Origin of the sequence: Methylobacillus flagellatus KT, from assembly GCF_000013705.1 — a bacterium.
GTDB lineage: Bacteria > Pseudomonadota > Gammaproteobacteria > Burkholderiales > Methylophilaceae > Methylobacillus > Methylobacillus flagellatus.
This window is the reverse complement of sequence record NC_007947.1, coordinates 1469760-1490864: the sequence shown is the minus strand read 5'-3', so window position 1 is coordinate 1490864 and position 21105 is coordinate 1469760. Positions and strand designations below refer to the sequence as shown.

Annotated in this window: 17 protein-coding genes; 9 read left to right on the top strand and 8 right to left on the bottom strand. The window is 57.7% G+C overall.

All coding sequences use genetic code 11. The features are described 5' to 3' along the window. The first annotated feature begins 21 nt into the window (after positions 1 to 21). Positions 22 to 2115 carry a tetratricopeptide repeat protein gene (locus MFLA_RS07100; protein ID WP_048811902.1) on the top strand — a complete coding sequence of 698 codons (2094 nt, stop codon included), beginning with the start codon at positions 22 to 24 and terminating at the stop codon, positions 2113 to 2115. Here the strand turns inward: MFLA_RS07100 and MFLA_RS07095 are convergent. Continuing rightward, entirely contained in the window at positions 2087 to 4507 is a 2421-nt protein-coding gene (locus tag MFLA_RS07095; protein WP_011479610.1) for an EAL domain-containing protein, read from the bottom strand. The genes MFLA_RS07100 and MFLA_RS07095 overlap by 29 nt on opposite strands. Before the next feature lie 288 nt (positions 4508 to 4795). Between MFLA_RS07095 and MFLA_RS07090 the strand changes: the two genes are divergently transcribed. Then, on the top strand, positions 4796 to 5890 hold the full coding sequence (locus tag MFLA_RS07090; protein ID WP_011479609.1) for a PilT/PilU family type 4a pilus ATPase: 1095 nt from the start codon (positions 4796 to 4798) through the stop codon (positions 5888 to 5890). A 57-nt stretch (positions 5891 to 5947) separates the two neighbouring features. Beyond that, positions 5948 to 7138, top strand: coding sequence for a succinyldiaminopimelate transaminase (gene dapC, locus MFLA_RS07085; RefSeq protein WP_011479608.1), 1191 nt, complete (start codon positions 5948 to 5950; stop codon positions 7136 to 7138). Here dapC and miaA read toward each other — a convergent pair. From miaA to tsaE, 6 genes are all read right to left on the bottom strand, one after another. Next, positions 7135 to 8082: a tRNA (adenosine(37)-N6)-dimethylallyltransferase MiaA gene (gene miaA, locus MFLA_RS07080; RefSeq protein WP_011479607.1), complete on the bottom strand. Its 948-nt coding sequence runs from the start codon at positions 8080 to 8082 to the stop codon at positions 7135 to 7137. The genes dapC and miaA overlap by 4 nt on opposite strands. Positions 8083 to 8112: 30 nt before the next feature. Continuing rightward, a complete protein-coding gene (gene mutL, locus MFLA_RS07075; protein ID WP_011479606.1) occupies positions 8113 to 9954 on the bottom strand; it encodes a DNA mismatch repair endonuclease MutL in 1842 nt (613 codons plus the stop codon). A gap of 81 nt (positions 9955 to 10035) precedes the next feature. Continuing rightward, positions 10036 to 10401, bottom strand: a complete 366-nt coding sequence (locus MFLA_RS07070; RefSeq protein WP_011479605.1) for a putative quinol monooxygenase — start codon at positions 10399 to 10401, stop codon at positions 10036 to 10038. 118 nt (positions 10402 to 10519) lie between these two features. Continuing rightward, a complete protein-coding gene (locus MFLA_RS07065) occupies positions 10520 to 11887 on the bottom strand; it encodes an MBL fold metallo-hydrolase RNA specificity domain-containing protein (RefSeq protein WP_011479604.1) in 1368 nt (455 codons plus the stop codon). Between the two features lie 2 nt (positions 11888 to 11889). Further along, the gene (locus MFLA_RS07060; RefSeq protein WP_011479603.1) at positions 11890 to 13221 is read right to left on the bottom strand and encodes an N-acetylmuramoyl-L-alanine amidase; all 1332 of its coding nucleotides are present in this window, start codon (positions 13219 to 13221) and stop codon (positions 11890 to 11892) included. Next, positions 13191 to 13661, bottom strand: a complete 471-nt coding sequence (gene tsaE / locus MFLA_RS07055; RefSeq protein ID WP_048811614.1) for a tRNA (adenosine(37)-N6)-threonylcarbamoyltransferase complex ATPase subunit type 1 TsaE — start codon at positions 13659 to 13661, stop codon at positions 13191 to 13193. The genes MFLA_RS07060 and tsaE overlap by 31 nt, the downstream gene beginning before the upstream one ends. On the opposite strand from tsaE, the gene queG reads away from it, so the two are divergent. The 5 genes from queG to MFLA_RS07030 all read left to right on the top strand — a co-directional run bounded on the left by queG (position 13662) and on the right by MFLA_RS07030 (position 18649). After that, positions 13662 to 14729, top strand: coding sequence for a tRNA epoxyqueuosine(34) reductase QueG (gene queG, locus MFLA_RS07050; RefSeq protein ID WP_011479601.1), 1068 nt, complete (start codon positions 13662 to 13664; stop codon positions 14727 to 14729). An 89-nt stretch (positions 14730 to 14818) separates the two neighbouring features. Further along, positions 14819 to 16432 carry an ArnT family glycosyltransferase gene (locus MFLA_RS07045; protein WP_011479600.1) on the top strand — a complete coding sequence of 538 codons (1614 nt, stop codon included), beginning with the start codon at positions 14819 to 14821 and terminating at the stop codon, positions 16430 to 16432. Between the two features lie 33 nt (positions 16433 to 16465). Beyond that, entirely contained in the window at positions 16466 to 17437 is a 972-nt protein-coding gene (locus MFLA_RS07040) for a glycosyltransferase family 2 protein (RefSeq protein ID WP_011479599.1), read from the top strand. Continuing rightward, complete coding sequence (locus MFLA_RS07035; RefSeq protein ID WP_011479598.1) at positions 17434 to 17829, top strand: GtrA family protein; 396 nt, start codon at positions 17434 to 17436, stop codon at positions 17827 to 17829. The genes MFLA_RS07040 and MFLA_RS07035 overlap by 4 nt, the downstream gene beginning before the upstream one ends. 1 nt (position 17830) lies before the next feature. Then, positions 17831 to 18649 (top strand): ChbG/HpnK family deacetylase, encoded by an 819-nt coding sequence (locus MFLA_RS07030; RefSeq protein WP_011479597.1) that lies wholly within the window; start codon positions 17831 to 17833, stop codon positions 18647 to 18649. Between the two features lie 50 nt (positions 18650 to 18699). On the opposite strand, the gene MFLA_RS07025 is transcribed toward MFLA_RS07030, so the two are convergent. Beyond that, positions 18700 to 19224: a hypothetical protein gene (locus tag MFLA_RS07025; RefSeq protein ID WP_011479596.1), complete on the bottom strand. Its 525-nt coding sequence runs from the start codon at positions 19222 to 19224 to the stop codon at positions 18700 to 18702. 243 nt (positions 19225 to 19467) lie between these two features. On the opposite strand from MFLA_RS07025, the gene MFLA_RS07020 reads away from it, so the two are divergent. Then, a complete protein-coding gene (locus MFLA_RS07020; protein ID WP_011479595.1) occupies positions 19468 to 21075 on the top strand; it encodes a beta-1,6-glucan synthase in 1608 nt (535 codons plus the stop codon). The last annotated feature ends 30 nt before the right edge of the window (positions 21076 to 21105 follow it).

The window sequence follows — 21105 nt, the reverse complement described above, 5'->3', positions numbered from 1 at the left end:
GAATATGGTTTAATGCAGGGCATGAATCCAGATCAGCTACTCCACTCAGCCCTTGATGCGCACCGGCGCGGACAACTGAAACAGGCAGAACAGCACTACCAGGAATTGCTGACCATCGCTCCCAGGCATGCCGTCGGCTTGCATTATTATGGAGTGCTTTGCTACCAGTCAGGCCGACCCCAGCAGGCGGTCGAGTTGATCAGCAATGCGATCCGCTTCAATCCCGGCAATGCCGACCAGCACAACAACCTTGGGCTGGCCCTACGTGCCTGCGGCCAACTCGACGCCGCCATTCATCATTTCCGTCAAGGCCTGGCATTGGCGCCTGGCGACAGCGATCTCTGGCAGAACCTGGGCGCAGCCCAACATGCAGCAGGTGACCTTGCTGCGGCAAGGACGGCTTATCTGGAGGCCAGACAACGCGCACCGCAGGATACCGATATCCAGGCCGGCCTATGCAGCGTCTTGCAGGCCCTCGGCAACCGGGCGCAGCAGGCTGGCCATTTCGCCGAGGCAGAGCAGCACTTCCGCGACCTCATTGCACTGCAGCCAGGCAATGGCGCCTGGCATTACAACCTGGGCAATGCCTTGCGCGAACAAGGCCAGGCTGCCCAGGCTGCGGAATGCTACCGTCGCGCGCTCGCCATCTCCCCAGATGATGCGGATGCACACAATAACCTCGGCAACGTATTGCGCGAGCTACAGCAGCTCCCTGAAGCCATCGCCTGCTATGAACGAGCGCTGGCGATCAACCCAGCGCTCTACCACGCTCGGGTACACCTGGTGCACCAGCGGCAACACTTGTGTGACTGGCGGCACCTCGACGCCGATATTGCCGAGATCCGGCGCTGGGTCAGCCAGATCCCTGAAGCCCAGGTATCGCCATTTGCCTTTCTTGCCATGCCGGGTACTACACCTGCAGAGCAGCTGAAGTGTGCGCGGAACTGGACAACCAACCGGCATGGCCGGTTGCTCTCCGTAACGCCTCTAACGCAGCCCGCACCCTCCCGGGCAAGGCCCCAGGCAGGCGACAAGCTGCATATCGGCTACTTGTCCTGCGATTTCAGGCTGCATCCGCTTGCTTCTCTGGTTACCGAGATGCTGGAATTGCACGACAGGGAGCATTTCACGATCAGCGCTTATTCCTATGGGCCAGATGACCGCACATCGGCGCGTTTGCGCTTGCAGCAGGCCGTGGATCATTTCGTCGATATCCGTCCGCTGCCGCTGCAGGCCGCTGCAGCGCGAATACATGCCGACAAGGTGGACATCCTGGTTGACCTCACCGGCTATACCCAGTCCAGCCGTAGCGGCATACTGGCATTCCGCCCTGCGCCGATACAGGCATCATGGCTAGGGTTTCCCGGCACCATGGGGGCGCCGTTCGTCGACTACCTGATCAGCGACGCCATCATCACGCCTGAAACCGAGCAACATCATTATGCAGAGCAGCTGGCATTGCTGCCGCATTCCTACCAGCCCAACGACCGCCAACGGCCAGTAGCACCTTCGCCCAGCCGCGCCTCCTGCGGCATTCCGGAAGATGCATTCGTGTATTGCTGCTTCAACCAGAGCTTTAAAATCACGCCAGAAGTATTTTCCTGTTGGATGCGGCTGCTCCAGGCCACTCCCGGCAGTGTGCTATGGCTGCTGGAAGGCCACTCAAACGCCTGCAACAACCTGAGGCAGGCAGCAGAACACCATGGGGTTGCCGCTTCGCGGCTGGTTTTCGCCCCCAGGGTCCCGATGGACCAACATCTTGCCCGGCATGCCCATGCCGACCTATTCCTCGATACGCTACCCTACAATGCCCACACCACGGCAAGCGACGCCTTGTGGATGGGAGTGCCGCTCATCACTTGCAGCGGCGACGCCTTTGCCAGCCGCGTAGCCGCAAGCCTGCTGCAGGCAGTGGGGCTGAAAGAACTGGTGACGACTGATCTGTTTGCCTACGAGACATTGGCGCGGCAACTCGCCCATGACCCGGAAAAATTGCGAAACTATCGAGACAAGCTGATGGACGCGCGCCACCACTCGGCGCTGTTCGATACCGAGCGCTTCACCCGAGATCTCGAGGCGCTCTATCTCAGGCTGCATCGGCAGAAGCAAGCCTAGGCGCTTCAGCCTCTGCAGGCAGGCCGCTCAGCATTGCCATGGCGGCGATATTGATATCGGCCACCAGGATGCTGCTCAACCTGCCATCGGCATCGAACAGGGGCAAAGACACCGTGAGACAGAAGTCTTCTGTTGCCGTAGATAGGTAAATACTTGAGATATAGGGATTGAGGGAATCGCGCACGGCCGTGTAGTAGGCTTGCAGACTGCGGTCAGCCCCTGCCCCGCCAGCCTTGATCCTGCCGTACATATTGGGGTTGATCCAGTTCGCGAAGCGCTGGCTGCCATCCGGGTTGAGCTCGAATATCACTTCGAAGAAGGGGTAATCTGCGAAGCAACTATCCAGGCAATGCGCATCGGCACTGCGCGGCATGGTCTGCAGTATCTTGAGCGCATTGAGGGCGCGCGATTGCCAGTTGATGTATTCGTCACTACGGGGGATGACCAATTGCGGCGGATCGGACTCCACCACGATGATGCTGCCGATGTTGGACTTGCCGATTTTCTTGAGTGTCGCGGCACGCTCTGCTGCTGCCACGCTATTGGAGATGCGCCCTTGGCTGCCGTTGACGACCGCAATGGAAACACTGGCGACAGGATGGTCCTTGCCGTCCTCCGTGGTGAAGAAGCCCCGCTCCAGGTCGCTGCTGTCGTATAGATGCACAGCCAGGGCCTGGAAGTGGCTTACCACCTTCAATAGCAAATCGACCAGGCCGGGATCCTCATGGTCCAGGATCAGGACGAAATCATCCCCGCCGATATGGCCGACCAGTACACCGGCGCGATGATTGAACTCCTGGCGCACAATCTCCGACAGCAGGCGAATCATGGCATCGCCCCGGATGAAGCCATAACGGTCGTTATAAGCCTTGAAATGGTCCAGGTCGATATACACCAGTTGCGTGCTCGGGTTGTTGCGCAAGCTGATATCCAGCGACTGGCGCAGGGTGGGGCCCGTGGTGAGGTGGCTCAACGGATGCAGGTTGCCTGAACTGGTCTTGCGGCTAATGATCTGTGACATGATTTCCAGCGGATGCACAATGCCGATATAGACGCCATCCTCGCTGACCATGATCCAGGGTTCGATTTCGCCACGCTCCAGGTAAAGACCGCGCGCCAGCGCAGAAGAAGGCATGCGAGTAGTGATCATGCGCGGCAACGGGTCGCAATAGTTGCCCAGGGCATCATTGCGGTGGGTGAATACCTTGCCGCGCTTCAGTAGGCCGATGGGCCGCAGATTGTCAAGCACCACGGCACAAGCCAGGTCTGGGTTTTCAATGAATATCCTCCTGGCCTGGTCTATCGGTGTATTGACCTCGACGGTGACGCCCCGGCTGACGAACTCATTGATGCGGAACTCGTCGGGGATGGAGCGATGGGACTCGTCCCTTGCCGGCAAGGCTGTCACCATTTGTGCCGGCACGGCTTCCGGCTTGGCAAAATAGAATCCTTGCGCATACATCAGGCCGAGATCCTGGCAATAAGTAATGTCCTCCACGCGCTCCAGACCCTCGGCCACAATCGTGCACCCCAGGCGCTGCGCCATGGAAACGATAGCTTCCAGTAACACGGTACGCACTCGGCTGCCTTGTGCTTCATGGACAATCGCCCGGTCGATCTTGATGAAGTCCGCCTTCACCACGGCCAGTGTACTGAGGCCATTGAAACCCGAGCCCATGTCGTCGAGCGCAATGCGCAGCCCCTGGGTACGGATTACGTCGCAGTGCTTGGCAAGCAAGCGAGGAGATACATCCTCGCTCTCGACGACTTCGATCACCACGTCCCGGTGATCGATGCCATGGCGGTCGATTGCCTTCAGCATTGCTGACAGCCAGCCCTCGCGCATGATGGTCTGGGGCAGCACATTGATGAACAAGGGAGCACCATCGGGAATGGCCCTGGCCTTGCCTGCCAGGGCAAGATCCTGGCATACCAGGTCAAGCTCGACAGCACGGTTCACCTGCCTGGCAAGCCGGAACGCATCTTCGCCATTCAGCAGGTTACCACCCGGGTCACGCAGGCGGCACAAGGCCTCGTAGCCGAAAATCTTGCCGTTCTGGGTGAAATCCACGATGGGCTGGAAATGCATTTCCACATATAGGCTCAGGTCGTCCAGCAGCCAGGGGTGCCGCTTGCGGGCATAGAAGGTATTGAACGGCATGACACCGGACATCAGGACCTCGATATTCTGGTTGCCTTCCGGCCCGTACCATGCATAAGCCTCCTCGAGGACAGGCTCGGTATATTGCCGTGACAGCTTGTCGAGGGTATGCAGGAGCTCCTCGTCATCCCGGCAAGAGAATGCGAGGACTACTGGTGCAGCGCTTTGGGAAACATGTGTTTCCAAGACTGGCGGCAAAGGTCTGTTCGGGAGTTTGATATGAAGCTGCATGGCCTGCTCGTAGGAAAAGTGGGGCTTGTGCCTGGAGCAATGCAATCCTTATGCCAGCGGCGAGACGCCATGACGCTTTATACCTGTTTTTCGCATGATGGCCCTGCCAGTCTTGTCCACAAGCACACAAACCTGCCTTGTCAACCAGCGTTCAAGCGCGGTATGGCGGATGTTTGCCGCATCATGCCTCGAGTTGGTGCGCACGCAGCACTGCGAAGCCGTGTACGCACCAGCATGGCTTCAATGCCTTGTGATAAAGTAGTTGCAAACAAAAATCAGGAAGGCGACATGGCTGCAATCGATATCACCCCCATCCTCAAGTTCATGGTCGAGAAAAACGGTTCCGACCTGTTCTTCAGTACCGGGACAGCCATCCATATCGATATCGAGGGCCAGACCGTCCCCATCAATGCCCAGGTCATGGCACCAGGCATGGTGAAGGAAATCGCCTATGCCTTGATGTCTCCAGCTCAGCAACAGGAGTTCGAGCGGACGCTGGAGATGAATTTCGCCCTCAGCCTGCATGGGCTTGGCCGCTTCCGCATCAATGTCTTCCGCCAGCGCGGGGAAGTCGCCATGGTGGTCCGCCATATCAAGCATGTCATCCCCAGCCTGCAAAGCCTGGGATTACCCCCTGTATTGAACGAGCTCATCATGCGCCAGCGTGGACTGATTCTGGTGGTGGGCGCGACCGGCTCCGGCAAGTCAACGACACTGGCCTCCATGATCGACCACCGCAACGCCAGCCGCGACGGTCATATCCTGACCCTGGAAGACCCCATCGAGTTTATTCACGACCACAAGAAATCCGTCGTGGACCAGCGTGAAGTCGGCATCGACACCCTGAGCTTCGAGAACGGCCTCAAGAATGCCATGCGGCAGGCGCCCGATGTCATTCTCATCGGCGAGATCCGCGACATGGAAACCATGAAGCACGCGATCGCCTATTCCGAGACTGGCCACCTATGCCTGGCCACACTGCATGCCAATAACGCCAACCAAGCACTGGAACGCATCCTGTCGTTCTTCCCGCCGGACAGCAAGCAAAGCATCCAGCTCAGCCTGGCGCTGAACCTGGCGGCCATCATTTCCCAGCGCCTGGTGCCCGGCATCAAGGCCAAGCGTGTCGTCGCCACTGAAGTCCTCATCAATACGCCCTACATTGCCGAGCTTATCCTCAAATCCAAGCTCGATGAAGTGAAGGAAGCCATGGCCAACAACCAGGACATCGGCATGCGCACCTTCGACCAATCCCTGTTCGATCTCTTCAACCAGGGCGCCATCTCGGAAGACAATGCGCTCGCAAGCGCCGATTCACGCAACGACCTGTCCCTCAGGATCAGGTTTACCCAAGAAAGCGCCAAGGGGGAATTCGGCGCCTAGCCTGTCTGGGCACAGTGAGCGCTACTGCCTAAGCACGCCAGGGTTTATAATGCCCCTATGAATCCCGACCTCTACAAACTGCAGCCTTATCCTTTCCAGCGCCTGCGCGATTTGTTCGCTGGCACTGTCCCCAACCCGGAATACGCGCCGATCAATTTATCGATCGGGGAGCCCAAACATCCCACGCCGACCCTGATTTCCTCGGCGCTGGCCGAGAACTTGTCCGGCCTCGCCACCTACCCCACGACCATCGGCACAGCCAGGTTGCGCGAGACGATTTCCGGCTGGATCGCTCAACGTTACCAAGTTCCTGCCCCCAACCCGGATACCGAGATCATCCCGGTCAATGGCAGCCGCGAGGCCTTGTTTGCCTTCGCGCAAACCGTGGTCGACAGCAGCCTGCCACAGCCTGTCGTCATCAGCCCCAACCCTTTCTACCAGATATACGAAGGTGCGGCACTCCTAGCAGGAGCAGAACCCTATTTCCTCAATACCCTGCCCGGCAATGATTTCAGCATGGCGCTTGACGCCGTGCCGGAAAGTGTCCTGCAACGCACACAGTTGTTATATGTGTGCTCGCCCGGCAACCCATCCGGCAAGGTACTGTCGATCGAGCAGTGGAAGGAGATCTTCGCTTTTTCAGACCGTTACGGCTTCGTGATTGCCGCGGACGAGTGCTATTCGGAAATTTATTTCGATGAGGCCGACCCGCCACTGGGGGCCTTGCAGGCTGCGCGTCTGCTCGGACGCGACTACAGCCGCCTGGTGGTATTCAGTTCGCTGTCGAAACGCTCCAACGTGCCGGGCATGCGCTCGGGTTTTGTCGCGGGGGATGCCAAGCTGCTGGAGAAATTCCTGCTCTACCGCACCTACCACGGGTGCGCCATGAACCCGGCAGTGCAGGCAGCCAGTATCGCAGCCTGGCAGGATGAAGTGCATGTAGTGGAAAACCGACGCCTGTATGCAGAGAAATTCGCCGCCGTCACGCCGTTGTTGCAAGATGTGCTGGATGTCCAAATGCCTGATGCGGCTTTTTACCTGTGGGCGTATACCGGCCAGGCTGACACCGAGTTTGCACTGAAGCTATACCGCGAATACAACGTGACGGTACTGCCAGGCAGCTTCCTCGCGCGCGAGGCGCATGGAGTCAATCCAGGCCAAGGCTTCATTCGCATTGCCTTGGTCGCATCGCTGGCTGAGTGCGTCGAAGCAGCCGAGCGTATTCATCAGCTGTGTGTCGCCTCCTAGACGGCTGACAGAAAGCCGCTGATCGCGCGTTGCGCCTGGCCGTATACATCCTGCTCCAGGCAATCCAGCACCAGTGTATCGTCCATGCCCCGCAGCCAGGTGAGCTGACGTTTGGCAAGTTGGCGCGTGGCGGCGATGCCTTGCGCCTTCCATGCCTCATCATCAATATTGCCCGCTAGGTATTCCAGTGTTTGCCTGTAGCCCACGCAGCGCATGGAGGTCATGTCCGGGTGTAGGCCGGGGTATTTTTTCAGCAGCCCCTGCACCTCTTCCAGCAGTCCGCCCTTCATCATGGCGACGAAGCGCTCAGCGATCCGCGCATGCAACACGGAACGGTCTGAGGGTTGCAGCGCGATCTTGAGCAGGCGGTAAGGCAAGATTTCGGCAGCCTGCTGCCGGTGCAGGGCCGTCATGCTCTTCCCGGTCAGGCGGTACACTTCCAGCGCGCGCTGTATGCGTTGCGAATCCGCAGGCTGCAAGCGGGCGGCGGTTTCCGGGTCGATGGCGGCAAGCTTCGCATGCATGCCCGGCCAGCCTATTTTCGCAGCCTCCCTGTCCAGTTCGGCGCGTACTTGGGCATCTGCCTCTGGCAAGCCGCCCAGGCCTTGCTCCAATGTGCGGAAATAAAGCATGGTGCCGCCGACCAACAACGGCGCTTTACCCCTGGCAGTGATGTCAGCCATCAAGCGCAAGGCATCCTCGCGGAATTGCGCGGCAGAATAGACCTGCATTGGGTCGATCACATCGATCAAATGATGCGGCGCGCGCTGCAATACCTCCTGTCCGGGCTTGGCCGTGCCGATGTCCATGTCCTGGTAGACCAGGGCCGAATCCACACTGATGATTTCCAGCGGCATGGCCTGTACCAGCTCCACTGCAAGCCCGGTCTTGCCACTAGCAGTCGGCCCCATGAGGAAAATGGCGGGAGGTTGGGAAATGAGCATATTCAGCACAGCATTGATTGGGGCTGCAGGCTACTTGCCGCGCATGAACATCTTGTCCAGCTCGCCCATGGTCATCTGGAACCAGGTCGGCCGGCCATGGTTGCATTGCCCAGAACGCTCGGTGGCTTCCATGTCGCGCAACAGCGCGTTCATCTCGGGAATGGTGAGGGTGCGGTTGGCCCTGACCGCAGCATGGCAAGCCATGGTCCCGAGCAGTGCATTGCGCCGCTCTGTAAATGCGCGGCTGGCGCCGTACTGCCGCAAGTCCGCAAGCACGTCCCGCGCCAGAGCAACGGCATCGGCGTCCTTGAGCATGACGGGAATGGCCCTTACGGCCAACGTCGTGGGTGACAGCACGGCGATATCGAACCCGAGCTGGGCCAGGCCGTTTTCAGCAAGCGCCTGCTGCTCCTCTACCGTTGCCACCTCGAGGCGGTCGGCCTGGAAGCTGACCGGTAGCAGCAATGGCTGCATGGCGACACGACTGGCATCCAGCGCATTCTTGAGCTTTTCGTACATGATGCGCTCATGCGCGGCATGCATGTCCACGACGATCAGCCCCAGCTTGTTCTGGGCAAGGATATATACGCCATGGATCTGCGCCACGGCAAATCCCAGCGGAAAATCCTCCACCTCTACCTGCCCCCCCTCCCCCATCGCAGTTGCAACGGAAGTCGACTGCGCCGTGATGACGTCATCGGCAGACTCCGCTTGACGCTGTGGCACCTGTGACAAATTGCCGAACAAAGCCTGGTAAAAGCCACCGGACGCCTCGCTGGCGCGAAGATCGATGTTGCTTTGGAAGCGCGGGTAACTAGGGGCCTGGGCCGGTGCCGCCGCTTTTTCGCCTGTGGCAAGGCCCGGCATCAAGGAGCCAGGCAGGCCCACCGGGGTTGCCAAGGATTTATGGAGTGCGTGAAAAATGAAGCGATGGACCGATTGCCCATCGCGGAAGCGCACCTCGGTCTTACTCGGATGGACGTTGACATCCACCAGCGCAGGATCAAGCTCGAGGAAGAGGACGAACGCCGGGTGGCGATCGTGATGCAGCACATCTTGATAGGCCTGGCGGATGGCATGGCTGATCAATTTGTCGCGCACGAACCTGCCATTGACATAGACATACTGCGTATCACGCGCATGGCGCGAAAATGTCGGCTTGGCCGCCATGCCCCACACTCTGAGACCTGCGGCCACCTCGTCGAGGTAAAACGCCTCGGCGGCAAATTCCTGCCCCAGGATGTCCTCGAAACGCTTATCCGCGCTGCCTGCAGCCAGCCGCGCCACGGCACGACCGTTGTGCTGCAGCAGCATATTCACATCTGGGCACGACAGCGCAATGCGGCGGAAAGCTTCTTCGCAATGGCCGAATTCGGTATTCTCGGTCTTGAGGAATTTTCGCCGTGCAGGCGTATTGAAATAAAGGTCCTGGATATCCACGATGGTGCCGGCATCCAAAGCAGCGGGCTCGATATCGGTCAGGAAAGAGCCTTCGGAAGCAATGCGCCAGGCATGCCTTTCATCAGGATGGTAGCTGGTGATCTGGGTACGGGAAATCGCAGCGATACTTGCCAGCGCCTCGCCACGGAACCCCAGGCTAGCGACACATTCCAGGTCTTCCAGGCTGGCAATCTTGCTGGTGGCATGCCGGGTCAGGGCTAGGCGGAGCTCGTCACGCGCAATGCCACCGCCGTTATCGGTGACCTTGATCTGCTTGATGCCCCCGGCTTGCAATGCCACGGCAACATCAGTACTTCCCGCATCCAAGCTATTTTCCAGGATCTCCTTGAGCGCGGAAGCGGGTCGCTCGACCACTTCGCCCGCAGCGATCTGGCTGATTAATTGATCTGGTAATAGCTTGATGGATGGCATAACTGGAGCAAGGCAGGCTGAAGGACGGTCGAGCCGCCTATTCTACCCCGGCATGCCATATCAGGCGAATATCTCAGCCGGTCACAGGCCGTCAATGAAGCGCAGATCGTATTTCTTGACCTCGATATCGTTCACCACTTCTGTTTCCAGGCCAACTTTCTGAGCCAACAAATCGACGGGCATGAATTCGGGAGGCCGCACCAGATAATCGTCCGATACCTGGCGCAACGCTTCCACCGCCTTGCCCTCCAAATGGGCATCGCGGCCATGCTGGCTGGTGAAGGTGTCAAAAATCACATAGCTATTCTCTGCTGCCTTGAAAGCATACCAAGTCTTGGTTTCATCCTCTTCCTTGACCACCGGCAGCGTTTTTTTCAGAAAATTTTCAAGCTCTTGTCGCTTTTCCGGACGTGCTTCCAACTTGATGTACAGCGCATATTTACTCATTGCTTCTTTCCTTAGTGACTGCATTCACGTACTTTTGGTACGCACCTTTCGTGCCAGCCTGATGGGCTGACTGGAGTCTATTGTGCCGCTTGGTGGGTAACCCCGGCAGCAACAGCCCCTACTTGCCATCGAGCTCCACAGTTTGCAAATACTCTGGAACCATGACATTCCATTGTCTTTCCTCTTCTATCCTGTGTCTGAGTGCATCCGCAGCGACAGGTTCACCATGCACGATGAAAGTTTGTTTCGGCGGCTGCGGGCATTGCGACAACCATTGCATGATTTCCTGGTAGTCCGCATGCGCGGAAAGATTGTCTATGGACGCGATCTCGGCGCGCATGGGCACATATTCGCCATGAATCTTGACGCTTTCGGCACCGTCGAGCAGCGCCGCACCCCGAGTGCCCGCTGCCTGGAAACCCGCAAACAGCACGGTGTTGCGCGGGTCAGGGCCAAGTGCCTTGAGATGGTGCACCACGCGCCCGCCGGAGGCCATGCCGCTGGCGGCCAGGATGATGGCAGGCTCGCGTAGTTCGTTCAAGGACATCGATTCCTCGACAGTGCTCACGACCTTGGCAACTTTCGCCAACTCGCGGCACTGCGCCGCATCAAGCTTGTGCTGGGCATGGTGGGTAAGAAAAATCAGCGTTGCATCAACTGCCATCGGACTGTTCAGATACACCGGGATATCGGCGGGAATCGCCCCCGCCTGCTTGAGCTTGTGGATGTAGTACAGCACTTCCTGCGCCCGCCCGACGGCAAACACAGGCACCAGCACGCTTCCCCCGCGCTTGACGGTGCGGTTGATGACCTCCGCAAGCTGGGCCTCGGGCGCAGCTTTCTCATGCAATCGGTTGCCGTAGGTCGACTCCACCACCAGATAATCCGCCGCCTCGGGTGGTGCAGGAGGAAACAGCAGAGGGTCTTCCATGCGCCCCAGGTCGCCCGAGAACAGGATGGAGGTCTGCTCATCCTTCAGTAGCACCGTGCACGCACCCAGGATATGTCCTGCAAGCTGCAGCTTGACTGTGATGCCGTCCAGGATTTGCACATCGCGGCCCACTGGCAACGGAACCAGGTGCTCCAATGCAGCTTCGGCATCTTCCTTGGTATAGAGCGGCAAAGCAGGTTTGTGTTTGGAATAGCCGCGTTTATTGGCATAGCGTGCCTCTTCTTCCTGCAAGTGTGCGGAATCCCGCAACAGCAGCTGACATAGCGACAAGGTCACCTCGCTGCAGTAAACCTTGCCGCGGAAACCTTGCCTGACGAGCAACGGCAGGTATCCGGTATGGTCGATATGCGCATGGGTCAGCACCACGGCATCTATGGTGGCCGGATCGATCGGGAACCTGGCCCAATTCTTCAGGCGCAATACCTTCAACCCCTGGAACAATCCGCAATCGACAAGCACACGCCGATTGCCGCTGGTCACCAAGTGCTTGGAACCCGTCACTGTCCCGGCAGCACCGAAAAAACTGATTTGCATGTTTATTTTTCTACCATTCTGGTTTTGGACAAGGGCGGATTCGCCGCGAAATATTTCTTGATGCCTGAAAGGATGGAGCTCACCAACTTGTCCTGATGGGCGCTGTCATTGAGTTTGCGCTCTTCCTCGGGATTGGTGATGAAAGCGGTTTCGACCAGGATGGAAGGGATGTCCGGGGATTTCAGCACCGCGAACCCGGCCTGCTCGACATGGCGCTTGTGCAAGGTATTGATGGTGCCCATATGGTCCAGTACCAGCTTGCCCAGCCTGAGGCTGTCATTGATAGTTGCAGTCTGCGACAAATCAAGCAGGGTGCGGGCCAGGTTGGGATCTTTCACGCTCAAGCTCACCCCCCCGATCAAGTCTGATTCATTCTCACGCTGTGCCAGCAACCGCGCCATAGCACTGGTAGCGCCTGTCTCCGACAAGGCAAACACAGAAGAACCCTTCGCCTGCGCGCTCAATGCCGCATCCGCATGAATGGAGACGAACAAGTCTGCATTCATCTTTCTGGCCTTGACTACCCGGCCATGCAGGGGAATGAAGTAATCGCCGTCGCGGGTCAGTACCCCACGCATATTGGGCTCGGCATCAACGGCGGCTTTCAGCTTCTTCGCGATGGCCAAGGTCACATTCTTCTCGTAGGACCCCCTGGCGCCCTTGGCGCCCGGGTCTTCTCCTCCATGGCCGGCATCGATCGCAATGGTGATGATGCGTGCCTCGGGCTTCTTATTGCTGGGAGGGGCAATCACCGCAGAAGGCTTATCCGCGGTAGGGGCACCTGGGGCAAGATCAGGGGTGACATCGGCAATCGTCGGGGATTCCGGCGCCACCTGGAGCCCAGGCAAGGGTGCCTGGGCATTTTCCGGCTTGCCCCGCTGTTCCAGCATGGCCATCAGGGGATCCTGGGCTGGATAAATGTCCACCACCAGCCTGTCCTTGTACTCCCCGGCAGGTGCCAAGGTAAATACTTGCGGCTTGATTTCGGCCTTGAGGTCGACCACGATGCGCACAGTGCCGGGCTTGAAATTACCTACGCGCACCTGCCGGATATAGGGGTCGTTAGGATCGATTTTTTCACCCAGTGCCTTGAGCACGGTGCCGAGCTCGACATTGTCCAAGTCCAGCACGAGGCGCTCAGGGTCTTTCAGCATGACCATGTTGTGGCTGACCGGCTTGCTGGTCTCCAGCGTAATGCGGGTATAGTCCTCGGCAGGCCAGACCCGTGCTGCTGAAACCTGGATACTACTGGCAGCATGGGCAGGCAGCAGCCCCAAGGCAAATATCCAGCCCAGCAGGCAGATTAGAATACAACGTTGAGTTTTTTGAGGCATTGCTTTCCTGAATCAGTATTGGCGCTAACTATGGCCCGCCTGCCCTGCCCTTCGGGCTGGAGGCGGACATCGATGTCAGGCGCAGGCAACAGCTCCCGGGCCTTTTCCGGCCATTCGACCAGGCATAGGGACTCTGGGTTGAAATAATCCCTGAATCCGGCAGCGTCCCATTCTTCCGGATCAACAAATCTGTATAAATCAAAGTGATATAAGTGTAATCTAGAAACCGTATAAGGTTCAACCAATGTGTAGGTCGGGCTCTTCACTTTGCCCGCATGGCCCAGTGCTCGCAGCAGACCCCGCACCAGCGTCGTCTTGCCCGCGCCCAAATCGCCATGCAGGTATACCGTCATCCCTGGCGCCAGCACGTGGGCGAACTTGGCGCCCAATGCCAGCGTGGCTGCCTCATCGGCCAATGCCAGTGTAAAATTCTCACTCATATGCCTCAAACTTTAAACAACTGGGAATCCCTCGCGGAAGATATCAAGCGCTGGGGGGTGACGCTGGGGTTCAGCCAGATCGGCATCACCGATACCGACCTGTCCGCCGCCGAGCCGCACCACAGGGAATGGATCGCCCAGGGGTTTCATGGTGCCATGGATTATATGGCAAAACACGGCGACAAACGCACCCGGCCGGCGGAATTGGTCCCCGGCACCATCCGCATCATATCAGCCCGCATGGATTACATGCCGCCCAACGCGCGCGACAGCGAAGTGGTCATGCAGGACTCGCGCCTGGCCTTCATTTCGCGCTACGCATTGGGGCGCGACTACCACAAAGTGCTGCGCAACCGCCTGCAGAAGCTCAGCGACATGATCGCGCAGCAGGTGGGGGAATTCGGCTACCGGGTATTCACCGACAGTGCACCGGTGCTGGAGGTCGAGCTGGCGCAGAAAGCTGGCCTGGGCTGGCGTGGGAAGCATACCCTGTTGCTATCGAGGAATGCCGGCTCGTGGTTTTTTCTCGGTGAAATCTACACCGACCTGCCATTGCCCATCGATAAACCCATCTCTGGCCATTGCGGCAAATGCACCGCCTGTATCGACGTTTGCCCGACGCAGGCAATCATCGCGCCTTACCAGGTGGATGCCAGGCGCTGCATCTCCTACCTCACCATCGAGCTCAAGGACAGCATCCCCGAACACCTACGACCGTTAATCGGCAACCGCGTGTACGGCTGCGACGACTGCCAGTTGACTTGTCCCTGGAATCGTTTCGCCCAAGTTACGCAACAGGATGATTTCCATGTCCGTCATGGCCTGGACAATATCAGCCTGGTGGAGCTGTTCAAATGGGACGAGGTCACCTTCAATGAAAAAATGGCAGGCAGCGCCATTTACCGCATTGGCCATATCCAATGGCTGCGTAACCTTGCCGTGGGACTAGGCAATGCCGCCACGACCCCCGAGGTGATCGAGGCACTCGAGCACCGGCGCAACCACCCTTCCGAACTGGTCCGTGAACACGTGGCTTGGGCATTGAACCAGCATAAAAAAAAGCGATAAAACCACGGCAGAAATTTATTTATCTAGCCATACTAAAAAATCCGGGCCGATTGTATAATCGCCGCTCCAAATCCGATAAAGACCGGCACATGTTCACGCCTCTCGTGTTTCGCCGCTTGAGCCTAGCGCTGTTTGCAGCCCTGGGCCTTTTTATTGCCTTCACTTTCTTCCAGCACGGCATCAGTAACGACGAAGAGGTCCAGCATATCTATGGCCGCCTGTTGCTGGATTTCTATAGTTCCGGCTTCACCGACAAGTCCGCATTCGAATACCGCAATCTCTTCCTCTACGGCGGCTTGTTCGACCTAATCGCAGCCTTGCTAGAGCACATCCTTCCGATCTGGGTATGGGATATGCGGCACCTGCTGTCGGCCCTATTCGGCCTAGCAGGTATTGTCGCGGCCTATAAGATCGCGCGGCGGCTAGGTGACGAGCGCGCCGGCTTTTTCACGGTACTGCTGCTGGCCATCACGGGTGCCTGGTCCGGTGTGATGTTCACCCATACCAAGGACGTGCCTTTCGCCACCTGCATGACCTGGGCCCTGTATTACACCATGCTGGTCATAGAAACACTGCCGCGCCCGCCGCTCAGACTGTCGGTCAAACTCGGCATCGCGGTTGGTTGCGCATTGGGACTACGCATCGGCGGCGCATTTGCCGTGATTTACCTGCTTTTGCTGCTGGGCCTAGCCGGGTTAGTCAATGCGACGAGCTGGAAAGCCCGCGTAAGTTATTGGCTGAATAGCCTGATCCGTCTGGTGCCCACGGGAATCGCCGCCTTTATCCTCATGGCGGTTTTCTGGCCTTGGGGCGTGATGTCGCCAGACCACCCCCTGCTGGCGGCCAAGTCGTTCTCGCACTTCGCATTCAATATGCTTACCATCATGGACGGCAGGGTGATGCCAATAGGCGACGTGCCGCGCTATTACCTGCCCGCCTACCTGCTGGTGCGCCTGCCTGAAGTCTTCCTGCTCGGACTGGCTGGCCTGGCGGCGGTCGCGGCACTGCACCTGGACAAGCTGTCCGCCCATCGCGGCAAGCTCCTCCCTTGGCTGGCGGTGCTCATCGCCGCGCTGTTTCCGATCATGTTCAATGTCATCGACAAGCCTGCGCTCTACAACGGCATCCGGCATTTCACCTTCGTCGTGCCGCCGATCGCGGTATTGGCAGGTTTGGGGCTCTCCTTGAGCTGGGATGCACTGCACAGATGGCCGCGCGTACGCCGGGGGCTAGGCATTGCCTGCGCCGCGCTATGCCTGTTGACGGTAACTACGCTGTGGCGCCTTCATCCCTATGAATATATCTACTACAACAACCTGGCCGGCACCATGGCCGAGGCTGAAGAGGAATGGGAAGGCGATTACTGGTCCAGCAGCCTGCGCGAGGCAGCCGACATATTGGAAAAGGAAATATCGTCCAAGCCCAAGCGCGACGCTGACGGCAATATCGTGCCCTACCTGGTCGCAGTCTGTGCCGAAAATATTCAGGGAACCGCCTACCTTGACCAACGCTTCAGCGTCACCAAGAACTGGGAAGCGGCGGATTTCTATCTGTCCACGACTAATATGGGATGCGATGATGTCATGAAGGGCAACATCATCGGCGAGGTGGAACGCATGGGCGTCGTCCTTGCCGTAGTCAAGGACAGACGCCAGCTTCTGGCACACCAGCGCAAGCCCCGTATTCCTGTTACCACTCATTGAACCCACCTGCCATTGAAACTTGAGGGCATATAGATGACAACAGACCGTAGCCAGTCCAATCCCCACATCAGCGTGATCGTGCCCGCCTTCAATGAATCCTCGGCAATCACCTCGACCGTGGAGAACATTGCTAACCAGCTCGCCACCCTGAGCCCGCATTGGGACATCGTCGTCATCGACGACGGCAGCCGCGACAAGACCGCCGATATCGTGCGTGGCCTGCCTGCGTACTTGCGCACCACGCTGGTACGCTTCTCGCGCAATTTCGGCAAGGAATACGCGATTACCGCCGGGCTAGAATATGCAAGCGGCGACATCGTGATCTGCATGGATGCCGATGGGCAGCACTCCCCCGCCCTGATCAGCGAGATGCTGGAGAAATGGCGCGCAGGATATGACATGGTCTATGCCGTACGCCAGAACCGGCATATAGAATCAGGCTTCAAGCGCTGGGGCTCAAAGCTATTCTATGAAATCATGACATTGGGCGAGCGCATTACCATCCCGCGCGATGCCGGGGATTTCCGCCTCATGAATCGCAATGTCGTGAACGCACTGCGCAAGCTGCCCGAGCGCAACCGTTTCATGAAGGGAATGTACGCCTGGGTCGGCTATAAATCCATCGGCATTCCTTACACTCCGCTCCCACGCAGCCATGGCGTCAGCACCTTTTCCCGCCTCAAGCTCATACAGCTGGCCTGGACTGGCATCACCAGCTTCTCGGTCATCCCGTTGCGCCTGGCGAGCGCGGTCGGCGGGCTGCTGGCCTTGCTGGCCTTTATTTACGGCATCTGGGTGATCCTGGAAAAAATGTTCTTCCACGAATCCATCCCAGGTTGGCCCACTGTAGTGGCCAGCCTGATGTTCTTTTCCGGGGTGCAACTGCTGTTCATCGGCATTTTAGGCGAGTACATCGCGCGCATTTACGATGAGGTGAAGGGGCGTCCCCCCTATATCGTCGCCGAAGTCTCTGCCTCTTACCAGGGGAAGGAGTCGCAGCTATGAGCGCTCGCGCGTACGCCAGGTCGATTTCGTGGTTTAGCATTGTCGGGGCCGCGGCTGCGCTCATGCACTACCTCAGCGCGGTTGTTCTCGAGGGCTGGTTTGGGTTCAGTCCTGGCCTGGCAAACTTCCTCGCCTTCCTTCTGGCTTTCCCGATAAGTTATATTGGCCATCATGCCTTATCGTTTGCTGGAAGCGCCAATACGCACGGAAATGCCCTGCCCCGATTCCTGCTAGTGGCCTGTGCCGGGTTTGCCAGCAACCAGCTCATGCTACTCAGCCTGCTACACTTCAGCCAGCTTCCCTTTTGGCTGGCCTTGGCGGCCGTAATGGTGGTCGTGGCCGTATCGACCTACTTGCTGAGCCGTTTCTGGGCATTCAAGGAAGGAATTTGAAATGGTCACCCCGTTGATCATCAGTGCGGACGATTATGCCCAAGGAGCAGCCATCGACCAAGGCATCCTAGATCTTATCCGCATGAGACGTTTAACCGCCACCTCATGCCTGAGCCTCAGCCCGCGCTGGCGTGAAGCAGCCACATCCATTACTTCCGCAATTAGGGAACAGGCAGACATCGGCCTGCATCTGGATTTCACCGCTTATTCCAGGCCCACGCGATACCCGCATCCGCAATTGGTCATACGGAGCTTGCTGAGAAGTCTGGATCCTGAGCAGCTAAAAACCATGATTAGGCAACAATTGGACGCTTTCGAGCAGGAAATGAACAGCGCCCCGGATTATGTCGACGGCCACCAGCATGTGCACCAGCTGCCCCAAGTGCGCGATGTATTGCTGGCGGAGCTGCAATCCCGCTATGCCGACAAATTACCCTGGATCAGGATTTCGCATTCCGCGTATGACGGTGTCAAAGGCAGAGTGATTTTAGCACTGGGAAGTCAGGCAATGCGTAAGCAAGCATTGAGACGCGGATTTGCCGTTACGGACACCTTACTAGGCGTCTATGGGTTTGATAGCAACGCAGCTACCTACCAAAAACAGCTGAGGGCATGGCTGACCATCGCAGTCACAGAAACCAGAGTAAAACGCCTGTGCGCCCTGATGTGTCATCCCGGGCTACCTAGCGCAGATGATACAGACCCAATCCGACGGGCTCGCCCTGTCGAATATGAAGTATTTTCCAGCTCCGTCTTTGCCGAGATGCTGCAGGAGATGAACATTGAGCCGACAAAAGCCAGCCAATTGCTCTCTGGCTGATTATGTCGGAAATTTGTTTAAGCAAAACAGGCCCTTGCGGGCCTGTTTCATTATTGTGTCTTACTGCTGCGCGGCGTAGTGGCCGCAGGCTTGGGAGGTGTTTTGTCCTGGCTCTTCTTCTCCAGGGCTTCCTTTTCTTCGGCCGTCAGCACCTTCATGACGCAATCTTCAGTGCCATAGCTGCCGCCACTATTGTCGGGCTCGAAATACTCCTTGCGGAAGCTCCATCGGTCTTTGCCTATTTTCTTGATCGTAGCCAAGCCCTTGCTGTGGTCGACATTGTTTTTCTTGTCACGGATATTGAAGCTGATCGCCATGCGGTTGCCGATGACGACCGCCTGACCGTGATAGACGGTGGAGTTCACGGTTTCAGTTTCATAGTAATAGGCGCCAAACTTGCCATGGCTACTCACGCGGTTGAGTCGCAAGGCGACCAGGACATCATAAGCGCCGATAGAGGAGTTCTCCCCCTTGCATTCGTAGAGGCCGGTGTAATTGACACCGGTAAAAGCAGGTTTTGCTTGAGCCAGGCTTGGAAAAGCCAGCATGGCTGAGATGATGATTACTTTTTTCATCCGAAGGACTCTGATTATTGTGACAATAGCGGGCTATTGTAACGCGTATATATGGCATCTCTGCAAGCCTGGGGAAATACTTCCCCAGGCTGCCCATGCAACTAATCTCATGCCGATCAGGTCCCAAACAAACCACATTTTTGTATTTGCAGGTCAGGTGCTTTAATATAGGCCGTCGCTAAGGCGTAGATCCAACACAGCTGTTCGGCTCACAAACAATACCAACTACTTTCAATCCAAATCATGCTAAAAACTGCAGCCTTGTGGCGATACAGTATTTTCAATTTTTTGCTCATTGCATTGCTGGCCCACTGGTTCTGGCAGCAAAACCAGCCGGTTGCACTGCCCGAACCCGAGCTTTCCGCGAGCGGCAAGCTCAATTGTGTGTCCTATGCGCCATATTATGGCAAGGGCGAGACACCTTTCATTGCTACAACTGTCGTTGAAAAATCCAGGATAGAAAGCGATCTGCGCCTATTATCCGAGCGCTTCGACTGCGTCCGCACCTACTCTGTCAACCAAGGGCTGGACTACGTACCTGAGGCAGCCGACAAGCTGGGAATGAAGGTGCTGTTGGGGGCATGGATAGGCTATGTCAAACTCGAAAATGACAGGGAGGTCGAGCTGGCCATCGCGCTAGCCAATCGTTATCCGAACACGGTCAAGGGTTTGATCATTGGCAATGAGGTGCTGCTGCGCAAGGAGCAGACCGAGGATGTCATGCTTGCCTACCTGCAACAGGCCCAGGCAAGCACCGAGGTCCCCATCACCTATGCGGATGTCTGGGAGTTCTGGCTCAAGCATCCCCGCCTCGAGCAGGCCGTAGACTATATTACTGTGCATATCCTCCCCTACTGGGAAGATGACCCGCAAAGCCTGGATCATGCAATCCACCATGCAGAATTCGTCATGGACACCATGGGCAAGACGTTCTCCAAACCGGTGTTCATCGGGGAAACAGGTTGGCCCTCGGTTGGCAAACACCGCAACGCTTCCGTGCCCAGCCTGGTCAATCAGGCATCCTATCTGCGTCAATTCGTGCAGGTTGCCCATGACAAGAGTTGGAACTATAACCTGATCGAGGCCATCGACCAGCCATGGAAACGTGCACTCGAAGGCACTGTCGGTGGCTATTGGGGGCTTTACAATACCGAGCTGGAGCGCAAGTTTGAATTCACGGGGCCGGTGGCTGAACGCCGTGATGGCATTCAGCCATTCATCTGGTCATTGGCGGGCTTGGCCGCCTTCATCATTTTGACGCTGGCACACAAGGAACGCAGGCTGCCCGCGCTGCTGGCGATGGGTTCGCTCGGCATTCTGACCGGGGCCACCGCCTACTTACAATGGGGCTACCTACTCGCTGCCAGCCGTGATCTGATGGAGTGGATCGTGCTGGCAGGCATCAGCCTAGTGGGCGTCGTTGCCCTGCTCAACCTGCCATCCATGATCACACGCGGGCCAAACAAGCTGGCGCACAGCCTGTTGTTCGTGCTGGTGTTTGCCGGCATGGTCACCAGCTTCCTGCTGATCCCGAAAATGAGCTTCATCCCGAGAGATGTCGAACTGCACCCCATGCTTGGACATATCATTTACATGATGGACGGCCGATACCGCAACTTCCCTTTGCCGCTCTACGCACTGCCAGCATTGCAATATGCCATCGGCTTGGTGTTGCTGGGCCTGCTGCAGCGCACCACGTTTGGCCGATACCGCAGAATCAACATCATTGCGTTGGTTGCGGCATTGACTTGCCTAGTGCTGGAGCCGCTGAACACGCACGCGGTCTTATGGCTTGGCGTCATCGGATTGCTGGCATATGCAAGCTGGCCGCGCAAGGAAGCTAGGGCTTGAGGAGTTCCTTGGCACCAATCGCTCAACACC

Coding starts and splice junctions, on each gene's coding strand:
- MFLA_RS07100 (WP_048811902.1), top strand. CDS start 22: ATGAATCCAGATCAGCTACTCCACTCAGCCCTTGATGCGCACCGGCGC.
- MFLA_RS07095 (WP_011479610.1), bottom strand. CDS start 4,507: ATGCAGCTTCATATCAAACTCCCGAACAGACCTTTGCCGCCAGTCTTG.
- MFLA_RS07090 (WP_011479609.1), top strand. CDS start 4,796: ATGGCTGCAATCGATATCACCCCCATCCTCAAGTTCATGGTCGAGAAA.
- dapC (WP_011479608.1), top strand. CDS start 5,948: ATGAATCCCGACCTCTACAAACTGCAGCCTTATCCTTTCCAGCGCCTG.
- miaA (WP_011479607.1), bottom strand. CDS start 8,082: ATGCTCATTTCCCAACCTCCCGCCATTTTCCTCATGGGGCCGACTGCT.
- mutL (WP_011479606.1), bottom strand. CDS start 9,954: ATGCCATCCATCAAGCTATTACCAGATCAATTAATCAGCCAGATCGCT.
- MFLA_RS07070 (WP_011479605.1), bottom strand. CDS start 10,401: ATGAGTAAATATGCGCTGTACATCAAGTTGGAAGCACGTCCGGAAAAG.
- MFLA_RS07065 (WP_011479604.1), bottom strand. CDS start 11,887: ATGCAAATCAGTTTTTTCGGTGCTGCCGGGACAGTGACGGGTTCCAAG.
- MFLA_RS07060 (WP_011479603.1), bottom strand. CDS start 13,221: ATGCCTCAAAAAACTCAACGTTGTATTCTAATCTGCCTGCTGGGCTGG.
- tsaE (WP_048811614.1), bottom strand. CDS start 13,661: ATGAGTGAGAATTTTACACTGGCATTGGCCGATGAGGCAGCCACGCTG.
- queG (WP_011479601.1), top strand. CDS start 13,662: ATGCCTCAAACTTTAAACAACTGGGAATCCCTCGCGGAAGATATCAAG.
- MFLA_RS07045 (WP_011479600.1), top strand. CDS start 14,819: ATGTTCACGCCTCTCGTGTTTCGCCGCTTGAGCCTAGCGCTGTTTGCA.
- MFLA_RS07040 (WP_011479599.1), top strand. CDS start 16,466: ATGACAACAGACCGTAGCCAGTCCAATCCCCACATCAGCGTGATCGTG.
- MFLA_RS07035 (WP_011479598.1), top strand. CDS start 17,434: ATGAGCGCTCGCGCGTACGCCAGGTCGATTTCGTGGTTTAGCATTGTC.
- MFLA_RS07030 (WP_011479597.1), top strand. CDS start 17,831: ATGGTCACCCCGTTGATCATCAGTGCGGACGATTATGCCCAAGGAGCA.
- MFLA_RS07025 (WP_011479596.1), bottom strand. CDS start 19,224: ATGAAAAAAGTAATCATCATCTCAGCCATGCTGGCTTTTCCAAGCCTG.
- MFLA_RS07020 (WP_011479595.1), top strand. CDS start 19,468: ATGCTAAAAACTGCAGCCTTGTGGCGATACAGTATTTTCAATTTTTTG.